This window comes from Nocardia crassostreae, assembly GCF_001613405.1.
In the GTDB taxonomy this organism is placed as follows: domain Bacteria; phylum Actinomycetota; class Actinomycetes; order Mycobacteriales; family Mycobacteriaceae; genus Nocardia; species Nocardia crassostreae.
In genome coordinates, this window is sequence record NZ_BDCH01000015.1 from 169,914 (window position 1) to 186,942 (window position 17,029).

The 17,029-nt window shown below is 68.2% G+C and carries 16 protein-coding genes and 2 pseudogenes; 12 read left to right on the forward strand and 6 right to left on the reverse strand.

Translation table 11 applies throughout. The features are described 5' to 3' along the window. Positions 1-36 precede the first annotated feature (36 nt). The gene (locus tag NC4_RS16000) at positions 37-648 is read left to right on the forward strand and encodes a winged helix-turn-helix transcriptional regulator (protein WP_067538554.1); all 612 of its coding nucleotides are present in this window, start codon (positions 37-39) and stop codon (positions 646-648) included. Here NC4_RS16000 and NC4_RS16005 read toward each other — a convergent pair. Both NC4_RS16005 and NC4_RS16010 read right to left on the reverse strand, forming a co-directional pair. After that, positions 637-1,065: a CBS domain-containing protein gene (locus tag NC4_RS16005; RefSeq protein WP_067538557.1), complete on the reverse strand. Its 429-nt coding sequence runs from the start codon at positions 1,063-1,065 to the stop codon at positions 637-639. The two genes, NC4_RS16000 and NC4_RS16005, sit on opposite strands and share 12 nt — an antisense overlap. A gap of 90 nt (positions 1,066-1,155) precedes the next feature. Then, the gene (locus NC4_RS16010) at positions 1,156-2,517 is read right to left on the reverse strand and encodes a dihydrolipoyl dehydrogenase family protein (RefSeq protein ID WP_067538559.1); all 1,362 of its coding nucleotides are present in this window, start codon (positions 2,515-2,517) and stop codon (positions 1,156-1,158) included. Between the two features lie 285 nt (positions 2,518-2,802). Between NC4_RS16010 and NC4_RS16015 the strand changes: the two genes are divergently transcribed. The 7 genes and pseudogenes from NC4_RS16015 to NC4_RS16045 all read left to right on the forward strand — a co-directional run bounded on the left by NC4_RS16015 (position 2,803) and on the right by NC4_RS16045 (position 9,278). Continuing rightward, the gene (locus tag NC4_RS16015) at positions 2,803-4,029 is read left to right on the forward strand and encodes a DegT/DnrJ/EryC1/StrS family aminotransferase (RefSeq protein WP_245721714.1); all 1,227 of its coding nucleotides are present in this window, start codon (positions 2,803-2,805) and stop codon (positions 4,027-4,029) included. Next, positions 4,026-4,475: an MFS transporter gene (locus NC4_RS16020; RefSeq protein ID WP_084529187.1), complete on the forward strand. Its 450-nt coding sequence runs from the start codon at positions 4,026-4,028 to the stop codon at positions 4,473-4,475. Before NC4_RS16015 ends, NC4_RS16020 begins: the two co-directional genes overlap by 4 nt. Beyond that, complete coding sequence (locus NC4_RS42680) at positions 4,472-6,220, forward strand: SDR family oxidoreductase (RefSeq protein ID WP_245721715.1); 1,749 nt, start codon at positions 4,472-4,474, stop codon at positions 6,218-6,220. Before NC4_RS16020 ends, NC4_RS42680 begins: the two co-directional genes overlap by 4 nt. Positions 6,221-6,222: 2 nt before the next feature. Beyond that, positions 6,223-6,603, forward strand: a complete 381-nt coding sequence (locus NC4_RS41625; RefSeq protein ID WP_218021169.1) for a hypothetical protein — start codon at positions 6,223-6,225, stop codon at positions 6,601-6,603. Positions 6,604-6,615: 12 nt separating this feature from the next. Further along, a pseudogene (locus tag NC4_RS41630) lies at positions 6,616-7,098 on the forward strand (family 3 encapsulin nanocompartment shell protein); the annotation flags it as partial. 6 nt (positions 7,099-7,104) lie between these two features. Next, a complete protein-coding gene (locus tag NC4_RS16040) occupies positions 7,105-8,394 on the forward strand; it encodes an NAD(P)/FAD-dependent oxidoreductase (protein WP_067538565.1) in 1,290 nt (429 codons plus the stop codon). A gap of 11 nt (positions 8,395-8,405) precedes the next feature. Next, positions 8,406-9,278: an aspartate/glutamate racemase family protein gene (locus NC4_RS16045; RefSeq protein WP_245721716.1), complete on the forward strand. Its 873-nt coding sequence runs from the start codon at positions 8,406-8,408 to the stop codon at positions 9,276-9,278. Positions 9,279-9,321: 43 nt separating this feature from the next. Here the strand turns inward: NC4_RS16045 and helR are convergent, their stop codons facing one another. Together helR and NC4_RS39045 are read right to left on the reverse strand one after the other, a co-directional pair. Then, the gene (gene helR, locus NC4_RS16050; protein WP_174566856.1) at positions 9,322-11,577 is read right to left on the reverse strand and encodes an RNA polymerase recycling motor ATPase HelR; all 2,256 of its coding nucleotides are present in this window, start codon (positions 11,575-11,577) and stop codon (positions 9,322-9,324) included. 151 nt (positions 11,578-11,728) lie between these two features. Continuing rightward, positions 11,729-12,613, reverse strand: coding sequence for an FHA domain-containing protein (locus NC4_RS39045; RefSeq protein WP_084529191.1), 885 nt, complete (start codon positions 12,611-12,613; stop codon positions 11,729-11,731). On the opposite strand from NC4_RS39045, the gene NC4_RS16060 reads away from it, so the two are divergent. Then, positions 12,585-13,022, forward strand: coding sequence for a hypothetical protein (locus NC4_RS16060; RefSeq protein WP_067538572.1), 438 nt, complete (start codon positions 12,585-12,587; stop codon positions 13,020-13,022). The genes NC4_RS39045 and NC4_RS16060 overlap by 29 nt on opposite strands. Here NC4_RS16060 and NC4_RS16065 read toward each other — a convergent pair. Both NC4_RS16065 and NC4_RS16070 read right to left on the reverse strand, forming a co-directional pair. After that, entirely contained in the window at positions 12,998-13,441 is a 444-nt protein-coding gene (locus tag NC4_RS16065; RefSeq protein ID WP_067538762.1) for a hypothetical protein, read from the reverse strand. The two genes, NC4_RS16060 and NC4_RS16065, sit on opposite strands and share 25 nt — an antisense overlap. Before the next feature lie 63 nt (positions 13,442-13,504). Then, positions 13,505-15,052: pseudogene (locus NC4_RS16070) on the reverse strand (hypothetical protein). Positions 15,053-15,200: 148 nt separating this feature from the next. On the opposite strand from NC4_RS16070, the gene NC4_RS16075 reads away from it, so the two are divergent. The 3 genes from NC4_RS16075 to NC4_RS16085 all read left to right on the forward strand — a co-directional run bounded on the left by NC4_RS16075 (position 15,201) and on the right by NC4_RS16085 (position 16,995). Next, positions 15,201-15,620, forward strand: coding sequence for an Rv3143 family two-component system response regulator (locus NC4_RS16075; RefSeq protein WP_067538575.1), 420 nt, complete (start codon positions 15,201-15,203; stop codon positions 15,618-15,620). Positions 15,621-15,988: 368 nt separating this feature from the next. Beyond that, a complete protein-coding gene (locus NC4_RS16080; RefSeq protein WP_067538578.1) occupies positions 15,989-16,369 on the forward strand; it encodes an NADH-quinone oxidoreductase subunit A in 381 nt (126 codons plus the stop codon). A 71-nt stretch (positions 16,370-16,440) separates the two neighbouring features. After that, the gene (locus NC4_RS16085) at positions 16,441-16,995 is read left to right on the forward strand and encodes a NuoB/complex I 20 kDa subunit family protein (protein WP_067538581.1); all 555 of its coding nucleotides are present in this window, start codon (positions 16,441-16,443) and stop codon (positions 16,993-16,995) included. The last annotated feature ends 34 nt before the right edge of the window (positions 16,996-17,029 follow it).

The window sequence follows — 17,029 nt, forward strand, 5'->3', positions numbered from 1 at the left end:
ACTTTTGATTTCCAAGTTCTTGGCTACAGTGGGAGCGTGCCACGCCGAAGCTATGACCACTACTGCGCCGTCAGCCGAGCTCTCGACCTCGTCGGCGACCGCTGGAGCCTGCTGATGGTCCGCGAATTGTGTTCCGGGCCACGCCGATACAGCGATCTGTTCGCCGACCTACCCGGCATCAGCACCGATATGCTGGCGGCGCGCTTGAAAGACCTGGAGCGGGACGGGATTCTGACCCGCCGCAAGGTCGGGCCGCGCGCCTCCACGGCGGTCTACGAGCTCACGGCAGCCGGTGCACGATTGCGCGCGGTGCTCGATGCCCTGTCCGACTGGGGAACTCCGCTGCTGGGTGAGCGCCGCGCCACCGATGCGGTGCGCGCGCACTGGTTCGCCCTGCCGCTTGGACGCGCGGTCGCCGAGGTGGTCCCGACCGGCACCGTCACCGTGCACATCGGCGAGAGCGTATTCCACTACGTCATCACCGGCACCGGCATCACCCATCACGACGGCCCGGCCGCGAGCGCCGACCTCGTCCTGCACCTGGACCTCGAGCGCGCGACCGATATCGCCACCGGCTCAGACACCCTCGCCGATGCGCTCGAGGACCGCGCGAGCCGACCGGCCCGCCGCGACATTTCAGCCCTGTAGGTACCGCACCAGATGCTCGCGATCGGTCTCGAGTTCGGAGATCTGACTCTTCACCACATCGCCGATGCTGACGATGCCGACCATCCGCCCGTCCTCCATGACCGGCAGATGCCGGATCCGGTGCCGGGTCATCGTGTGATTGAGCGTCTCCACCCGATCCTCGGGCGAACAGGTGTGCAGGGTCGCCGTCATGATCTCCGAAACCGGCACATCCAGCAGCGCCGCCCCGTCACTGTGCAGATTGCGCACGATATCGCGCTCCGACACGATGCCCGACATCTCCACCCCGTCCGGCGACACCACCACCGCGCCGACATTGTGCGTGGCCAGCACCCTTAGCAGTTCGCGCACCGTCGCATCCGGTGCGATCGTGATGACGCCGGTCGCCTTACGACGCAGGATTTCCGAGATTCGCATATGTCCACCACCTGTGTGATTCCGATCACCGCTGCCTATCAGCATGGACCGTTTACGAGCCGGTGAACAGCAACGATTACGCGGCGATGTCTAACCGGAAACGAGGGCGTCGAGAGCAGGCTCGATGGCGCGGTGGAAGGTGGGGTAGGCGAAGATCATCTCGCGCAATGAGCTGGTCGGGACCTGGGCGTGCACCGCGACGGCCAGCGCGCCGAGCACTTCGCCGCCGTCGGGGCCCATGGAGGTGGCGCCGACCAGAACGCCCCGGTCAGCGTCCTCGACGAGCTTGATGAATCCCGCATTGCCGGATTTGTGCAGCCAGCCGCGGGTCGAGGCGGGGATGTCGAAACTGGCGGTTCGGACGGTCAGACCGGCGGCCCGGGCCTGGGCCTCGGTGAGCCCCACCGACCCGACTTCCGGGTCGGTGAACGTCACCCGCGGCACGGCCCGGTACTGCGCGGGCTCACCCAGTTCGCCCAGGATGTCCTGCGCGGCGATCCGGCCCTGATACATCGACACATGCGTAAAGGCCCCCTGACCAGCGACGTCGCCCACTGCCCATACGCCGTCGGCGACACGCATGCGCGCATCGACGGGAATGGTTTTCGCGTTCTCGTCGAGTCCGAGGACGCCGATTCCCAAGCCCGCGATATTGGTTCGCCGTCCGGTCGCCACCAGCACCTGCTGTGCGCGCACCGGTTCGCCCGAGTCGAGTTCGACGGTGAACCGCTGCCCGTCGTGTGCGACCGCGGTCCCCCGCCCGCCGCGCACGGTGATCCCTTCCGCCGCGAACACCTCGGCCAGCAGCCGTCCGGCCTCGGGTTCGTCCTGTGGCACCAGCCGATTGGCGACGATCGTGACTCGCGCCCCGAAGCGGGCGAAGATCTGGGCGAACTCCACGCCCACCGGCCCGCCGCCCAGCACGATCAGCGATTCGGGCACCGCGACGGCCTCCCGATTCGTCCAGTAGGGCGTGTCCGCGAGCCCGGGCAGCGGCGGAACCAGCGGTGCGGTACCGGGATTCAGCACAATGGCCCGCCCGGCCCGCAACACCCGCTCCCCCGCATCCGTCGCCACGGTCACCTCGCCGGGTGCGGAGATCCGGCCCCAGCCGCGCACGACCCGGCCGCCCGCCTTCTCGAACCGTTCGACCGCGGCCGTATCGTCCCAGTTGGCGGTGATCTCCTCCCGGATGCGCGTCGCCACCACGCCCCACTCCGGTGTCACCGTCGCCGATCCCGCCAGCCCGCCCACGCGCCGCGCCTCGGCCAGCACCCCCGCCGCCCGGACCATGGCCTTGGTCGGCACGCACGCGAAATACGGGCACTCCCCGCCGACGAGCCGCCCCTCCACCGCGACCACCGACAGTCCGGCCCCGGCCAGCCGCGTCGCCGCGTGCTCACCACCCGGCCCCATTCCGATGACCACCGCATCCACGGTTTCAGCAGGCATGACCGCTCCTTTTCGCTCGTCGGCGTTTGGTCCACCGTAATGCGCGCGCCCGATGAGGCGGGGTACCGGTATTACGACGGTGTTTGTGGGCAATCCGGCAACCAATGTGCGGTCGTTTGCGAAACAGCTTTGAATAGTGCCGCTTTCGTGTCCGAATTGTCGAGATCGTCTGTGCAAGCGACTAATTGGGGCGCACCCTTGCCGGAAATCAAGCGGCAGCACCGGTCTCGAATCGGCAGTCAGGCAGGAAATGCTATGGCGGACAGTAGGATTGACGATTGTTGTTTGGCCATCGACCGTGGTGATCCGGTACGGCGAACACCGTGGCCGACCTATGACCGCGGGGCGGTGTGCGTGTACCCCGAAGACGAGGAGGCCGCCCAACGCGCCATTCGCAGTCACCTCTACTTCCGGTACGACTACCGGGCGCCGCAGGAAACGGAGTGCGCGCAGTTCGAGGCGGAACTGTGCGAGTATTTCGGGTCCCGGCACGCGCTGGCGACCTCGAGCGGCACCACGGCGCTGGCATTGGCCATCATGGCCGCCGGAATTGAGACGGGCAGCCTGATCGCTTGTCCCGGATTCACTTTCGCGGCCACCCCGAGTTCCATTCTGCTGGCCGGATGCACCCCATTCCTGGTCGATGTCGACGAGAATCTGCATCTCGACGTGGCCGATCTGCACCGCCGGTGGACGCCCCGGATCAAGGCGATCGTCGTGGTGCACATGCGCGGCTTCGCCGGGGATATGACGGCACTGCTGCGCTTCGCCGACGAGCAGGGCGTGCCGGTGTTCGAGGACGCCGTCCCGGCGCTGGGCGCGGAGCTGGACGGCCGCAAGCTGGGTACCTTCGGGCTGGCGGGAGCCTTCAGCACCCAGTCGGATAAATCGCTCAACAGCGGTGAGGGCGGGTTCCTGGTCACCGACGACAGCGCGCTGTTCGCGCGCGCCACAGTGCTGTCCGGGGCCTACGAGGGGCGGCTGCGGCGGCATTTCCCCGACGGTGATCCGCCCCTGGCCACCGATCTGGATCTGCCGCTGCTCAGCTTCCGCATGGACGAGATCCGCGCGGCCCTGTTGCGCTCGGAGCTGGCGCGACTGCCCTTGCGCCTGGCCGCGTTCCACACCAATTACGACTTCGTCGCCGCCGCGCTCGCCGACGTCGACGGCATCCACATCCGGCAGCCGGTCGCGCCCGGGGCCTATCTCGGCGAGGCGTTCATCTTCCGGGTCGGCGGCGGGCGGGCGGCCTGGTTCACGCGGGCGCTGCGCGCCGAGGGTATCGAGGCGCGCAATCTGGGCTCGGACTCCGACCACAATATCCGGGCGTTCTGGAATTGGCGGTTACTGTTCCGGGGTATGGAAACCATTGCGGTCCAGCAGCTTCTGCCCCGGTGCACCCGGTATCTGCGTGAGGCGGTGGACATTCCGCTGTCCTCCACCCTCACCCGCGCCGATTGCGATGATCTCGTCGCGGCCGTCCGCAAGGTCGCCGCGGCGCTGCCCAATTGAGCATCTTCAGCGCGGTCTACGCGGGCACCCGGCTGTTCATCGGCCATCTGCCCGACAAGCTCAGCCCGCGCCGGGTGGCCACGGTCTCCGGTATCGGTGAGGCGGCCGGGCTGCTGATCATCGCCGGGGCCCCGAATCTGCCCGTGGCGATTGTCGGCGTCATCGTCATGGGAGCCGGGTTCTCGCTGCTGCATCCGTCGCTGGCGCTCATGGTCATGAACCGCACCGACGGCGCGAAACAGGGTGCGGCGCTGGGGGCTTACACCTCGTTCTGGGATCTGGGCCTGTTCGTGTGGGGCCCGGCCACCGGAGCGATTGCGACCGGATTCGGCTATCGGGCCGTCTTCTTCGCCGCCGCGGGCTGTGCGCTGGCCGCCGCGGCACTGGCCTTCACGATCGGTCAGCAATCGGTCTCACGACCGGCGGAGAAAGGAGTCTGCAGATGACGGCCACACCGCAGATCACGGTCCTGTGCATCACCGGCTGGTGCCGCAACGGCAGCACCATCATCGGCAATATCCTCAATGAGATTCCCGGATTCTTCCATGTCGGCGAACTGCATTTCCTGTGGAAGAACGCCGCCGGGCGCGGCGTGAACGAACAGTGCGGCTGCGGGCACAAACTCGTCGACTGCCCGTACTGGTCGCACATCCTGACCATCGGCAGACCGCCGGGCGCGACCCTGGAAGATCACGCCGACACCGTGATCCGGCGTCAACTCGCCGCCGTCCGCACCCGGCACACCTGGCGGGTGCTGCGCAGCGGCGTGTACAACGCGGATCTGCGGGCGCACACCGATCTCATGACCGGAGTCTATCACGGCATTGCCGAGCGCAGCGATTCCCGCGTCATCGTGGACACCTCGAAGATGCCGGGCGAGTCGGCGCTGCTGCACCATATGGACGGCATCACACCGTATTACGTCCACCTGGTGCGCGATGCCCGCGCGACGGCCCAATCCTGGAGCAAGCCCAAGGAATACGTCTACGCCCTGCCGCCGGGGAAGAGCACCGGGTACTGGACCGGATTCAATCTGGCGGCGCATGCCCTGACCCGGCGGCATCGCGAGCGGTCGACCTTCGTCAGGTACGAGGACTTCATCGCCGATCCCGCCGGGACGATCGACGCGCTGCTGCGATTGTGCGGGACGGATCCGGCGGCCAATCCCATGCGCGGCCGGACGGTCGAGTTGCATGCCAATCACACGGTCACCGGAAATCCGGACCGATTCCGTACCGGTGAGACCCTCATCCGTCCCACTGACGACTCCTGGCGCACCGGGCTTCCCATGCCCGCGCAGCGCACGGTCAACGCGCTGTCCTGGCCGCTCGCCTGGCGCTACGGCTATCTCGGACGCAATGGAAAGGGCCGAGCGAGAGTGGATCTGGGACTGACCAACAAGGTCGCGCTGATCGCGGGCGGTTCGAGCGGCATCGGCCTGGCCATTGCCCGCGAACTGGCCGCCGAGGGCGCGCACGTGGCCCTCGGCGCGCGTGATCCGGGGCGGCTCGCCGAGGCCGAACGCCTCGTCAAGGAGGTGGCGCGCGCCCGCGTGCACGCCACCGGCGTGGATATCACCGATGCCGCGGCGACGGCCCGCTGGGTCGAGGAGGTGGCGGCGGAGTTCGGGGCCGTGCACATCGTGGTCGTCGGCGGTGGCACGCCGCCGACCGGTACGGCCGCGGCCTTCGGGCCCGAGGACTACCGGGCGGCCGTCGACACGGTGCTCATGCCCGCGGTCGGCCTGGCCCTCACGGCGCTGCCGCATCTGCGCGCGGCCGGGTGGGGGCGGGTGTTGTTCGTGGCCTCGGAGACCGCCGCCGTTCCCATTGGCGGGCTGGCGCTTTCGGGTGTGACGCGCGCGGCCATCGTGCGGTTCGCCCAGGCGCTGGCCGCCGAGACCGGGCGGGACGGCGTGACCGTCAATGTCCTCGCCCCCGCCGCCACGCATACGCCGCTGCTGGAACGCGTGGTGGCACAGCGCTCCGGGGCCGCGGGCGTGGCCGCGGCGCTGGCGGCCGTGGGCGCGCACACCGCGGTCGGGCGCATTGCGCGGCCCGACGAGATCGCCGCCGCGGCAGCGTTTCTGGCCAGCGCCCGGGCCGGGTACATCACCGGCACCGTCCAGCTCATCGACGGCGGCTCGAGCGTGCTCGGGGCCTCCTCATCGCATTACGTTTCCCAGGAGTAGACATGCTGCACACGGACGCCATCAAATCGACGCTGGCGCAGGTCGTCGCGGACCGCAAACAGGAACTCTCGCCCGGACGCGTGTTCGTGGAAACCTGTGTGCGCGACGGATTGGACGCGGTGGTCGACTACGACGTCACCATTACCGATTCGCTGACCAGTTCCCGGCGCAAACCCCGCAATCCGGCGCGGAACATGTTGCGCACCGTCGATCTGTCCCGGGATCCGCGCCAATTCTATTGGCACGAAACCCCGCCCACCCCGGAGGACACGCCCATTGCCGGGGCGGACGTGCGACGTGAGCTGGCCAGCCGCTTCCACAAATCGCCGATTCCGGACCTCCTACCCACCACCGCGTGGGTGCAGGTGCCCGATGGGCTGTAGGAGGATCCGGAAACCTCCGAGACCTTCGTCAACTACCGCTTGATCGTGCGATTGTGCACCGCCGAGAACCACACGATCCTGCGCGGCGAGGGCGGCATCCTGAACATGCCGGGCATCGAACGCATGACCTCGCCCGGACCGTACGCCTCCACCATTCTGCGGGCCTGCAATGAGATCGAGCAGATGGGCGGCACCGCCGACGGCATGATCATCAACCCGGTCGACTACTACCTGGCCATGGGCGCGGGCACCCTGATGGACGATCTCGAACGCAACGGCGTCTTCATCGTCCGCACCCGGCTGGTCGATCCGGGCACCTCCCTGGTCGGCGACTTCGGGCACGGCGCACAGCTTTTCGACGCCGGACGCTCGGTCATCCGCTTCGCCGAACCGCCCGCCGGGACCTTCACCGAACCCGGAATCGCCCTGCAGGCCGAGATCTACGAGCGGGTCGTGGCGAATCTGCCCACCAATTTCTTCCTCGTCAGCATCTAGGCCATCGTGACGAGCCAGGAGGCCGCCTTCGGGCGGGCGGATCCGGATGTCGTGGTCATCGGCGGCGGGGTCGCGGGTTTGTGGTGCGCCCGCGCACTACGCTGCCGCGGGGCCACGGTCACGGTGCTCGAGCGCGGCGCGCTGGGCGGCCCGCAGTCGTGTTCGACCGGAAACACCGGTTTCGTCGGGACGCACGGCGCGGCGCCGCTGGCCGTCCCGGGCATGGCGGAACTCGCCGTGCCCGGCGCGGTCGATGCGGACGAATCCTGGCGTGTCACACCGGATGCCGATGCCGGGCTGCGGCACTGGCTGGAGCATTTCCGGCGCAGTTGCACCGCCGAGGCTGCGGCGGCGGGCTTCCGGACGCTCATCGCGCTGAAGAAGCGCAGCCTGGAGATTCTGCTTGAGCTGTGTGCCACGGACTGCACTGCCGCGACCTTCGAATCCCCCGGCATCGTGCTGGCTTTCAAATCGGCGGAGGGGTTCGCCGAGGCGAGCCGCGCGGTGGCGCGCACGGTGGCCGGTGGGGTGCCGCTGCGGGTCCTGGGTCCGGGAGAACTCGACGAACTCGAGCCCAAGACACGGTTCGACATTCACGGGGCGCTCTACAACCCGGAGGGCGCTTATCTGCATGTCCCCGATTTCCTCCTCGAGTTCGGCCGGTTGCTGAGGGCCGAGGGGGTCGAGATCGGCGAGCACACCGAGGTCACCGGGTTCACCGTGCGGGATCGGAAGGTGTTGCGGCTCAGCACTACTCACGGTGACCTCCGGCCCGGGCAGGTGGTTATCGCGGCGGGGGCGTGGTCGGGCGAATGCGCACGCATGGCGGGCATGGACCTGCTGGTGCAACCCGTGAAGGGGCACACCGTCACCGTCGACCGGCCGCCGAGTGCGCCGACCCGCCCGGTGCTACTGAGCGAAGCCCGCGTGGCCATGGTGCCGCTCGGTGATCGCCTGCGCATCGGCGGCCAGCTCAAACTGGCCGGAATGAGTACCGAGACCTCCGCAGACCGGGTGCGGGCCGTGCTGGGGGCGGCCCGCGAATACCTTCCGGCGCTGGAGGATACGGCGACCGTGGCGACGTGGAGCGGGCTGCGCCCGTGCACCCCCGACGGCCTCCCGCTCATCGGCCGCGCCGCCGCACTCGCCAATATCCTCGTGGCCGCCGGTCACGGCCATATCGGCATGGGCCTCGCCCCCGCGACCGGCGAACTCGCCGCCCAGCTCCTCGCCGGAGAGCAGCCGACCACCGACCCGAATCCCCTGCGGCCGGACCGTTTCGGCACACCCACCTGAGACGGCACGACATGACCAACCGAAACAACCCGACCGCGCAGCACAACCCGGCCACGCGAGACAACCTCCCCACGCGGGACAACCTGGCCGGGCGGGACAACCTGGCCGGGCGGGATGACATGGCCGCGGAGAGCGACAGGCGCAGGCCGGTGGATATCACGATCGGTGTGCTGTGCCTCGACACGGCTTTCACCAAGATTCCGGGCCACATTCGGAATCCGGTGACGTTCGGCTTTCCGGTGCGCTACCGGGTGGTTCGAGGTGCTACTCCGCGCCGGGTGGTGACCGAGGCCGATCCCACACTGCTCGACCCGTTCATCGATGCGGCGCGCGAACTGGAAGCCGCAGGCGTTGCGGCCATTACCGCTGCCTGCGGCTTCCTGGTGCTGTTCCAGCAGCGGCTCGCCGACGCCGTGCGAATCCCCCTCTACAGCTCGAGCCTGATCCAGCTCCCGATGGTGCATCGCATGCTCGCAGCGAACCAAAGGGTCGGTCTGCTCGTTGCGGACGAAACCGCGCTCACCCCACGCCATCTCGCGGCAATCGGCGGCGAGTCCGTTCCGATCTGCGTCGCGGGGATGTCCGGCTATCCGGAATTCCGGGAGGTCATCCTGGAAGGCCGCCGTCCGGACCTGAATGCCGACCGCCTGGGCAGCGAGGTACTCGGCGCAGTGGAGAAACTGGCCGCAAGCAACCCGGACCTGGGCGCCTTGGTCATCGAGTGCACCGACCTGGTGCCGTACGGCCATGCCATCCAGCAGCGCCTCGGGCTCCCGGTCTTCGACATCGTGAGCCTCACCGAAATGGTGCACCGCACCCTGTCCCATAAGCCTTTCCACCGCGAGGAGCGCACTCGCCGCTCCGAAGCCGAACTGGGCAGATGATCACCGGGAAATGGTGTCGGCATCGCCCGAGTAGCCCCCGCCATCAGTTCCCGGTCGGCGCACTGAGCGTCAGATCGTGCCGAGCCAGTCGATGACGGCGGCCTGGTAGTCGCGGGTGTCGAGGGCGAGGTTCACCGATGTCCGAGAGCCCGGACAGCGCCTGCGGGAGCGGGCCGCGGTGCAGGACGCCCAGGCGCTGGGTGGCTCGGGTCAGCGCGACATAGAGTTCGGCCGCGCCGCGCGGGCCGTCCGCGAGGATCCGGTCCGGATCGACGACGAGGACGGCGTCGAATTCGAGGCCCTTGGTCTCCGAGGCGGGGACCGTGCCCGGGACGCCGTGCGGTCCGATCACGATGCTGGTGCCTTCACGTCCGGCTTCGTCTCGGACGAATTCCTCGATGGCGGTGGGCAGTTCACTCTCGGTGACCTGCCGGGACCAGGGCTGCACGCCGCAGGAGCGCACCGATTCCGGCGGCCGGGTGCCGGGCGCGAACTCGGTGAGCACGCGGCCCGCGACGGCCATGATCTCCGCGGGCGTGCGGTAGTTGACCGTCAGGGCGCGGTAGAGCCAGCGGCCGGGGACGTAGGTGTCGAGCATGTCGCCCCACGCGGTCGCGCCCGCCGCGGAACGGCGCTGGGCGAGATCGCCGACAATGGTGAAGGAGCGGCCTGGGCAGCGGCGCATGAGCACACGCCAGTCCATGGCCGACAGTTCCTGCGCCTCGTCGACCACGACGTGGCGGTAGGTCCAATCACGGTCGGCGGTGGCGCGTTCCACGAGTTCGCGGGTGTCGCGTTCGAGGAAGCGCTCGGCCAGATCCTCGGCGTAGAGCAGGTCGGTGGCGAAGAGGTGGTCCTCGTCGTCCATATGGTCTTCGCGGCCGACCATGAGGTCGAGCACGCCCGCGGCGTAGGCGGCCTCGGCCTGGCGTTCCTGATCGGCGGTGCGGTCGACGGGCTTGTCGCGGCCGAGCAGATCGACCAGCTCGTCGAGCAGCGGGACGTCCGAGACCGTCCAGGCCTCGCCGTCGGCGCGGTACAGCGCCTCGCCCGCGCCCGCCGCGGCGAGGCGTTCGGTGGAGGTGTACAGATCGGCCAGCAGGGTCTGCGGTGTCAGGATCGGCCACAGTTCGTCGAGCGCGGCGGTGAACGCGTCATTGTCCGCGAGCTCCTCGCGCAGATCGCCGCGCAGCTGCTCCCAGGCGTCGCGGTCGGAGCGGGTCAACCAGCCCTGCCCGATCTTGGCGATGGCGCGTTCGGTCAGCGCCCAGGTGAGCACCTCCACGAATACCGAGCGAGCGTCGTTGTGCGCCAGCCCACTTGCCCGCGCCTCGTCGCGCGCCCACTCCGCGATCTCGGCATCGATGCGCGCGGTCACATCCGCCAGTTCGATGGCCAGGGGGTACTCCGGCAGCCGTTGCCGATCCCCCACCGCCGCCTTCAGCACGTCCAGAATCCGCAGCGACCCCTTGAACCGCGCGGCCTCCGGCGCGTCCTCCGCGGTCACGCTCAGCCCCGGCACGAAGTCACCGGTGGTCATGAACACCACATCGGACTCGCCCAGCGACGGCAGCACCCGGCTGATATGCCTGATGAACGCCGGATTCGGCCCCACCACCAGCACCCCGTGCCGCTCGATCTGCTCGCGCTGCGTGTACATCAGATACGCCACCCGGTGCAGCGCCACCACGGTTTTCCCGGTGCCGGGCCCGCCCTCGATGACCAGCACGCCCGCGTGATCGAGCCGGATGATCTCGTCCTGCTCGGCCTGCACCGTGGCCACGATGTCGCGCATCCCCTCCCCGCGCGGCGCGTTCACCGCCGCCAGCAGCGCCGCGTCCCCGCTCGCGTCGCCACCCGGCCGCCCCAGCATCTCATCGGTGAAATCCACCAATTGCCGCCCCCGCGTATGGAATTGCCGCCGCCGATGCATCCCCTCCGGCGACGCCCCCGTGGCCACGTAGAACGCCCGCGCCGCAGGCGCCCGCCAATCCAGCAGCAACGGCTCGAACTCGTTCGCATCGTCGTAGATCCCGATCCGCCCGATATACAGCCGCTCCCCCGCATCGCTGTCCAACCGCCCGAAGCACAGCCCGTTGTCGGCCACATCCAGCCGCTTCACCTCTTTGCCCAGCGCCCGCACCTCGGCATCCCGATGCAGCATCGACCCGTCGCTGCCGCGCAATGCCGCGCTGTACCGCCCCCGCGCCCGCCCCCGCTCGCCATCGAGCCGCGTGTAGAGCCCGGCCACGTACTCACGCTCCGACTGCAATTCGTCGTCATACCCTCGTACGGTCACGTCGCCCTCACCTTTCCCACAGCCACAACCAGCTACGGCCAGCGATTGTGCAGCATGACCCGCCCCTTGCCGCAACCCCAGGTATGCGCTATATGTTTAAAGGGGCAAGGAGTCGAGTCCCCTCCTCCTCCATTCCCCCGCAATCCCGAAGCTACTTCCCCGAGCTCGTGCCGTTTCTCCCTGAGGTCAGCCGATCTGGCCGTGCTGGGAGTCGAAGGTGAAGGTGCGGCCGCCGAGGAGGATTTGGGTGCCGGGGTCGAGGATTACGGGTTGGCCGGGGGTGGCTCGGATCCAGTGGGGGTGGTTCGGGGGGGCGGATGTGGGTGCCGTTGGCGGAGCCTCGGTCGATGACCGTGACGTCCCAGTCCATCAGGCGGATTTCGGCGTGGACTCGGGACATGCCGCCGGAGGCGTCTTCGATGCGGATGGGGTGGGCGCCTTGGCGGACCTGGGTGGAGCGGTCCGGCTCACGGCCGATGACGATGTCGGTGTCGAGGACGTAGGAGGTGCCGTCGTCGAGGAGCAGGACGCCCAGGGGTGGGCGGATGCCTTCGGTGAGGACGCAGGTGAGTTGGTCCATGCGGATGCCGCAGACGGCGCAGAAGGAGACGCGGGGGTCGTTGAGGTGGTGGTGGGCGCATTTGAAGCCGCGGACGGTGACACCGTGGGGCGCGGCGGGGGTGGGAGTGGGGTGTCGTTGCGGGACTGCGGGATTGGCGGCCGCGCGGGAGGCTTTGGCCGCGGCGGCACCGGCGCTCGCGGCTTTGGAGGCGACCTTCGCGCCGTTGACCTGGTGGGGCCTGTCGAGTTGGTCGGTTTCGGGATCGGCGGCGGGAGCCGGATCGGCGGGGCGGGGGGGGGGTTTGCGGAGTTTGGGAGTTGCTGCGGCGGGCGGGGTTTCGTCCGCCTCGTGCAGCCACAGGACGGCGCCCGCGCCGGGGATGCGGCCGTCGCGCAGGGAGCAGACACCCGGATCGGGGAGGGTCTCGCGCGCGGTATCCTCGTCGATGAAGACCGCGGCGGCGCGCGCTGGCATGGGGGGTGACCACACGGTCCACGCTGAAACCGGCGTCGCGGCCGTGCAGGATCTTGGTGCGGTCGGCGTGGTCGAGGACGGCGGTGACGCGACCGTGCAGGAAGACGGCCAGGCCGCGCTGGCCGGGAGTCAGCACGCCGAATTCGACTTGCTCCTCGTCGTCGCGGCTCATCAGCCAGGTGCTGACCAGGCGGGCGAAAGTGCGTCCGGTGCGCCGGGTTTCGCGGGAGGCCGCTTCGCGCACCAGTCGCAGCAGGGTCTCCAGCACCGTGATCGAGGTCGACTCCGCGGTGACCGGATCCGCATCCCGGTGCGCGACGACCACCACGACGCCGTCGACCCGGGCCACCAGGTGGGTGCCCGGGACGACCTCCGCGCGGGCGCTCATACGACGCGTCCCCCGTTGTAGCGCCAGCGCGGCAGCAGCGCCCGGACCGGACCGTTGACGAAGAACCAGAACGCCAGCCAGGTCACCGTGAAATGAATGGCGAAGGCGGACAGGGATGGTCGCAAGTGCTGCGGTAGCACGATCGTCGTGTGGCGAACCAGCACCCACATGAGCAGACCCTCGTTGACGATGGTCACCAGCCCGAACAGGGTGGGCCAGTCCTTTTCCCATCGGAATTGCTGCAGGAAGTGATACAGCAGTTCCCACGCTACCCCGACCACGACGACCGCGAGCAGGATCGACAGCGTGACGCGGTAGGACTGGGTCAGGGACAGCGATCCGGTGGGCAGCACGGGCGTGATCAGCAACGCGACCAGCAGCCCGATGGCGCCGAGGAGCACGATGCGGGTCTGTATGCGGCCGTTCAGTGTCGGGGTCATGCACATCCTTGCGTGAGGCTCACCAGAATCCTCGCCGGATTCGGCAGCCCGGGTGAGCCGAAGTCAGGAACCGATCTTCTTGTTCATCACCCACAGGCGCCACTGGCGCAACGAACGCAGCGGGCCGAAACGCGGGCAGAAACCCTGGGCGGCCAGATCGTCGGAGATTTCCAGAGCGGCGTATTGCAGTCCGAGGAAGGTGTCGACACCGGCGTAGTAGCCGCAGAGAGTGGCGCTGCCCGCGGCGTAGATGCGTCCGGTCCCGCTGCGGGTGCCGATGAGTTCGAAGGTGCGGTCCACATCGAGGCGCCCCAGCGGATTGCGCCCGGCCCCGGTGTGATCGAGCAGATCGGCGAGCAGGCGGTGTTCACGGATATCGGCTTCCAGACCGGTGCAGTCGATGATGTAGTCGGCGTGCACATCGGTGGGGCGGTCCGGCTGCTGGAAGGGCAAGGGCGCGTGATTGTCCGGCAGCACGGTGGTCAGCACCCCCGGGCGGGTGCGGTCGGGTTTCAGCTCGCGCACGGTGCCGACCATGATCTGATACCAGCCCTGGGTGCGCCCCCGCTTCAGCTGTTCCTGCCAGTTCTTCCGGATCGGAGTATTGGTGCCGCCCATGATGTTGAGCATGTTGGCGCGCTCGCGGCCCTCCAGTTTGCGCAGCCGCTGCTTGTATTGCCCGCCCCAGGTCTCCTTGGGCCAGTTGAAGCCCTGATACGCCCACCCGTGCCCGCCGCGGCGGCGCATGAAGATGCTCGGCCCGTGCGCCCCGGCCACATAGGTCCGGAACAGGTGCAGGATCTGGGTATTGAGCCGCAGCCGATCCCGATCGTCGATGAGCCGTTGCAGCACCCGGCTGGCAACAATGCCGCCCCCGCGCACCATGACGGTCCCCGGCCGCCGTTGCAGCGCCTGATACACGTACTCGTGCGGCTCGTAGGCGTTCACCACCCGCGTCGGATCCCGGTACTTCTCCCGATAGTCCTGTAGATCCGGCAGCAGCCGCAGCCCGGGATACCCGACGGCGACGTGAACATAGTTGCTGCGGAACGCGATTCGCTTCGTGGCGGCCGCCCCCTCCGGCGGTGTGAGAATGGTGAAGTACCCCCCGCCGTGACGCTTGCGCACCATCCGCACCTGCCCCTTGTACAGCGACCGCGCATAGTCCACGCGATGGTATTCGCGCTCCATCGCCACGAACACCTGCCCCGCCCGCGGCGTGAAGTAGGTGGCGAAAACGGGCTCCACCAACACATTCCACAAAGGCTTCAGCGTCTTCTCGGCAATCGCCTCGCGCACCGCATAACTGGGAAATCCCCAGATATTGTCCGGCGTCCCCGTGGAATCGCTGCGCAGCCTTTCCCTGCGCGGAATCTGCGATACCCGCGTCAGATATTCATAGAACCCCCACGGCACCTACTGCGGCCCCAGCACCGCCATGGCCGCGGCGGGCACCCCGTAGATGCGCAACCTGTCGAACAGCGCGAACGACCCGATCCCGCTCCCAACGCTCACCAGCGGAACGTCGATCACCGGAATTCCGGCCTCCCCCACCATCTCATCGGTCCACACATCGGTCGCAATGAGCCGTTGCGTGAGATCTCCCCTCATTCGCCGGATGGTACCGGTCGCGACTTGGTATTCGATTGCCGTCAACTTGTGAGGCAGCCCGCGAACCTCTCGTTTCACCGGGCAGACGCCGCGACGCGCGCACCGGTTCGGGCGAAGCTGCCACGCGGGGACCACCCGGGCACGTAGCATGCGGAACGTGGCCGATGCGAAACGTCCCGCCGCGGTGCGGGTTCTCGTCTACAGCAATGACGCCGATACCCGGAGCCAGGTCATGCTGGCCCTGGGCAGACGCCCGCATCCGGACCTGCCGCCCATCGAATACCTCGAGGTGGCCACCGGTCCGGTCGTGGTCGAGCGCCTGGACGCGCACGATCCGGATCTGCTGATCCTGGACGGCGAATCCGCCCCCACCGGCGGTCTCGGGCTGGCCAAGCAGCTCAAGGACGAGATCGCCTACTGCCCGCCCATCGTGGTGCTCACCGGCCGTCCCGACGATGTCTGGCTGGCCAATTGGTCGCGCGCGGATGCGGCGGTCTCGCATCCCATCGATCCGATCCGGCTCACCGATGCGGTGCTCGGTGTGCTCCGGAGTCGCTCGGCGGCGTGAGCCGCGGCCGAGGCGCTCTTCTTCCGGCCGGGATCCCTCATGGGTCCCGGCCGTAAACATGCCCGCGGAACGGGCATTCGACGTCACGTGACATTCGCGATTCCGTCCAATCGGTCATAAAAGACCGTTCCGAATTCGATCAAACACCCCCCGCGAAACGTCATGTATGTTGTCGTCCGAGTTGTAGGCTGTGCCGTAGCTCACACGAGCGCGGGATCGGTATCAGTGGAGCCGCCGCGTCAGTCCCCGAAGTCCCGTGTCGTCGATGAGCGGCGCCCTGGGGTGTGACTGGCACGGCAGACGACGATGTCGGCCCGCCTCGGCAGCTGCCGTCCGTACGCGTCCAGTTCGCAGGAGGGGTTGTCGCAGTGAATATCGAGGTGCCGACGCTTGTGCTCGGCGCGGTAGCCGCCGCGTTCGGGTTGTTCTCGGTGGGGCTAGCGGCCCTCATCGGCCCCAGGCGCTACAACCGGGCCAAGCTCGAGCCCTACGAATGCGGTATCGAGCCGACCCCGCACGCCGTGGCGGGCGGCCCGGAAAATGCTGCCGGGCAACGCTTTCCGGTGAAGTACTACCTCACCGCGATGTTGTTCATCATCTTCGACATCGAGATCGTGTTCCTCTACCCGTGGGCGGTGCATTTCGACTCGCTCGGGGTGTTCGGGCTGGTCGCCATGGCGTTGTTCATCTTCAATGTCTCGGTCGCCTACGCCTACGAGTGGAAACGAGGCGGACTCAGCTGGGACTGATTGGCGCTCAGGGGATTCGATACAGCTCCCCGCCCGCAGGCGGGGATGAGCCACGGGAGATGTAGTCCGATATGGGTCTCGAGGAGAAACTGCCCAGCGGGTTCCTGCTGAGCACGGTGGAAGATCTGGCCGGGTATCTGCGCAAGAGTTCGCTGTGGCCCGCCACATTCGGCTTGGCGTGCTGCGCGATCGAGATGATGGCCACCGGCGGCGGGCGATTCGATATCGCCCGCTTCGGCATGGAGGCGTTCCGCGCCTCCCCGCGCCAGGCCGATCTCATGATCGTGGCGGGCCGGGTGAGCCAGAAGATGGACCCGGTGCTGCGCCAGGTCTACGACCAGATGACCGAACCGAAATGGGTGCTGGCCATAGGCGTCTGCGCTTCCTCGGGCGGCATGTTCAACAACTACGCCATCGTGCAGGGCGTCGACCATGTCGTCCCGGTCGACATCTACCTGCCCGGCTGCCCGCCGCGGCCGGAGATGCTGTTGAACGCGATTCTCAAGCTGCACGAGAAGATTCAGGAAATGCCGCTCGGCGTCAATCGCGAGGAAGCCGTTCACGCCGCCGAGGCCGCCGCGCTCGCCAGCCCCACCACCATTCAGATGAAGGGGCTGCTGCGATGACCTTCGATACACCGGCAGGCACGGAGAGCCCCCC

Excerpts from the sequence above, each read along its gene's own strand:
- NC4_RS16005 (WP_067538557.1), bottom strand. The coding sequence starts at position 1,065 with ATGCGAATCTCGGAAATCCTGCGTCGTAAGGCGACCGGCGTCATCACG.
- NC4_RS16010 (WP_067538559.1), bottom strand. The coding sequence starts at position 2,517 with ATGCCTGCTGAAACCGTGGATGCGGTGGTCATCGGAATGGGGCCGGGT.
- NC4_RS42680 (WP_245721715.1), top strand. The coding sequence starts at position 4,472 with ATGACGGCCACACCGCAGATCACGGTCCTGTGCATCACCGGCTGGTGC.
- NC4_RS41625 (WP_218021169.1), top strand. The coding sequence starts at position 6,223 with ATGCTGCACACGGACGCCATCAAATCGACGCTGGCGCAGGTCGTCGCG.
- NC4_RS16045 (WP_245721716.1), top strand. The coding sequence starts at position 8,406 with ATGACCAACCGAAACAACCCGACCGCGCAGCACAACCCGGCCACGCGA.
- NC4_RS16060 (WP_067538572.1), top strand. The coding sequence starts at position 12,585 with ATGAAGACCGCGGCGGCGCGCGCTGGCATGGGGGGTGACCACACGGTC.
- NC4_RS39045 (WP_084529191.1), bottom strand. The coding sequence starts at position 12,613 with ATGCCAGCGCGCGCCGCCGCGGTCTTCATCGACGAGGATACCGCGCGC.
- NC4_RS16065 (WP_067538762.1), bottom strand. The coding sequence starts at position 13,441 with ATGACCCCGACACTGAACGGCCGCATACAGACCCGCATCGTGCTCCTC.
- NC4_RS16075 (WP_067538575.1), top strand. The coding sequence starts at position 15,201 with ATGCGGAACGTGGCCGATGCGAAACGTCCCGCCGCGGTGCGGGTTCTC.
- NC4_RS16085 (WP_067538581.1), top strand. The coding sequence starts at position 16,441 with ATGGGTCTCGAGGAGAAACTGCCCAGCGGGTTCCTGCTGAGCACGGTG.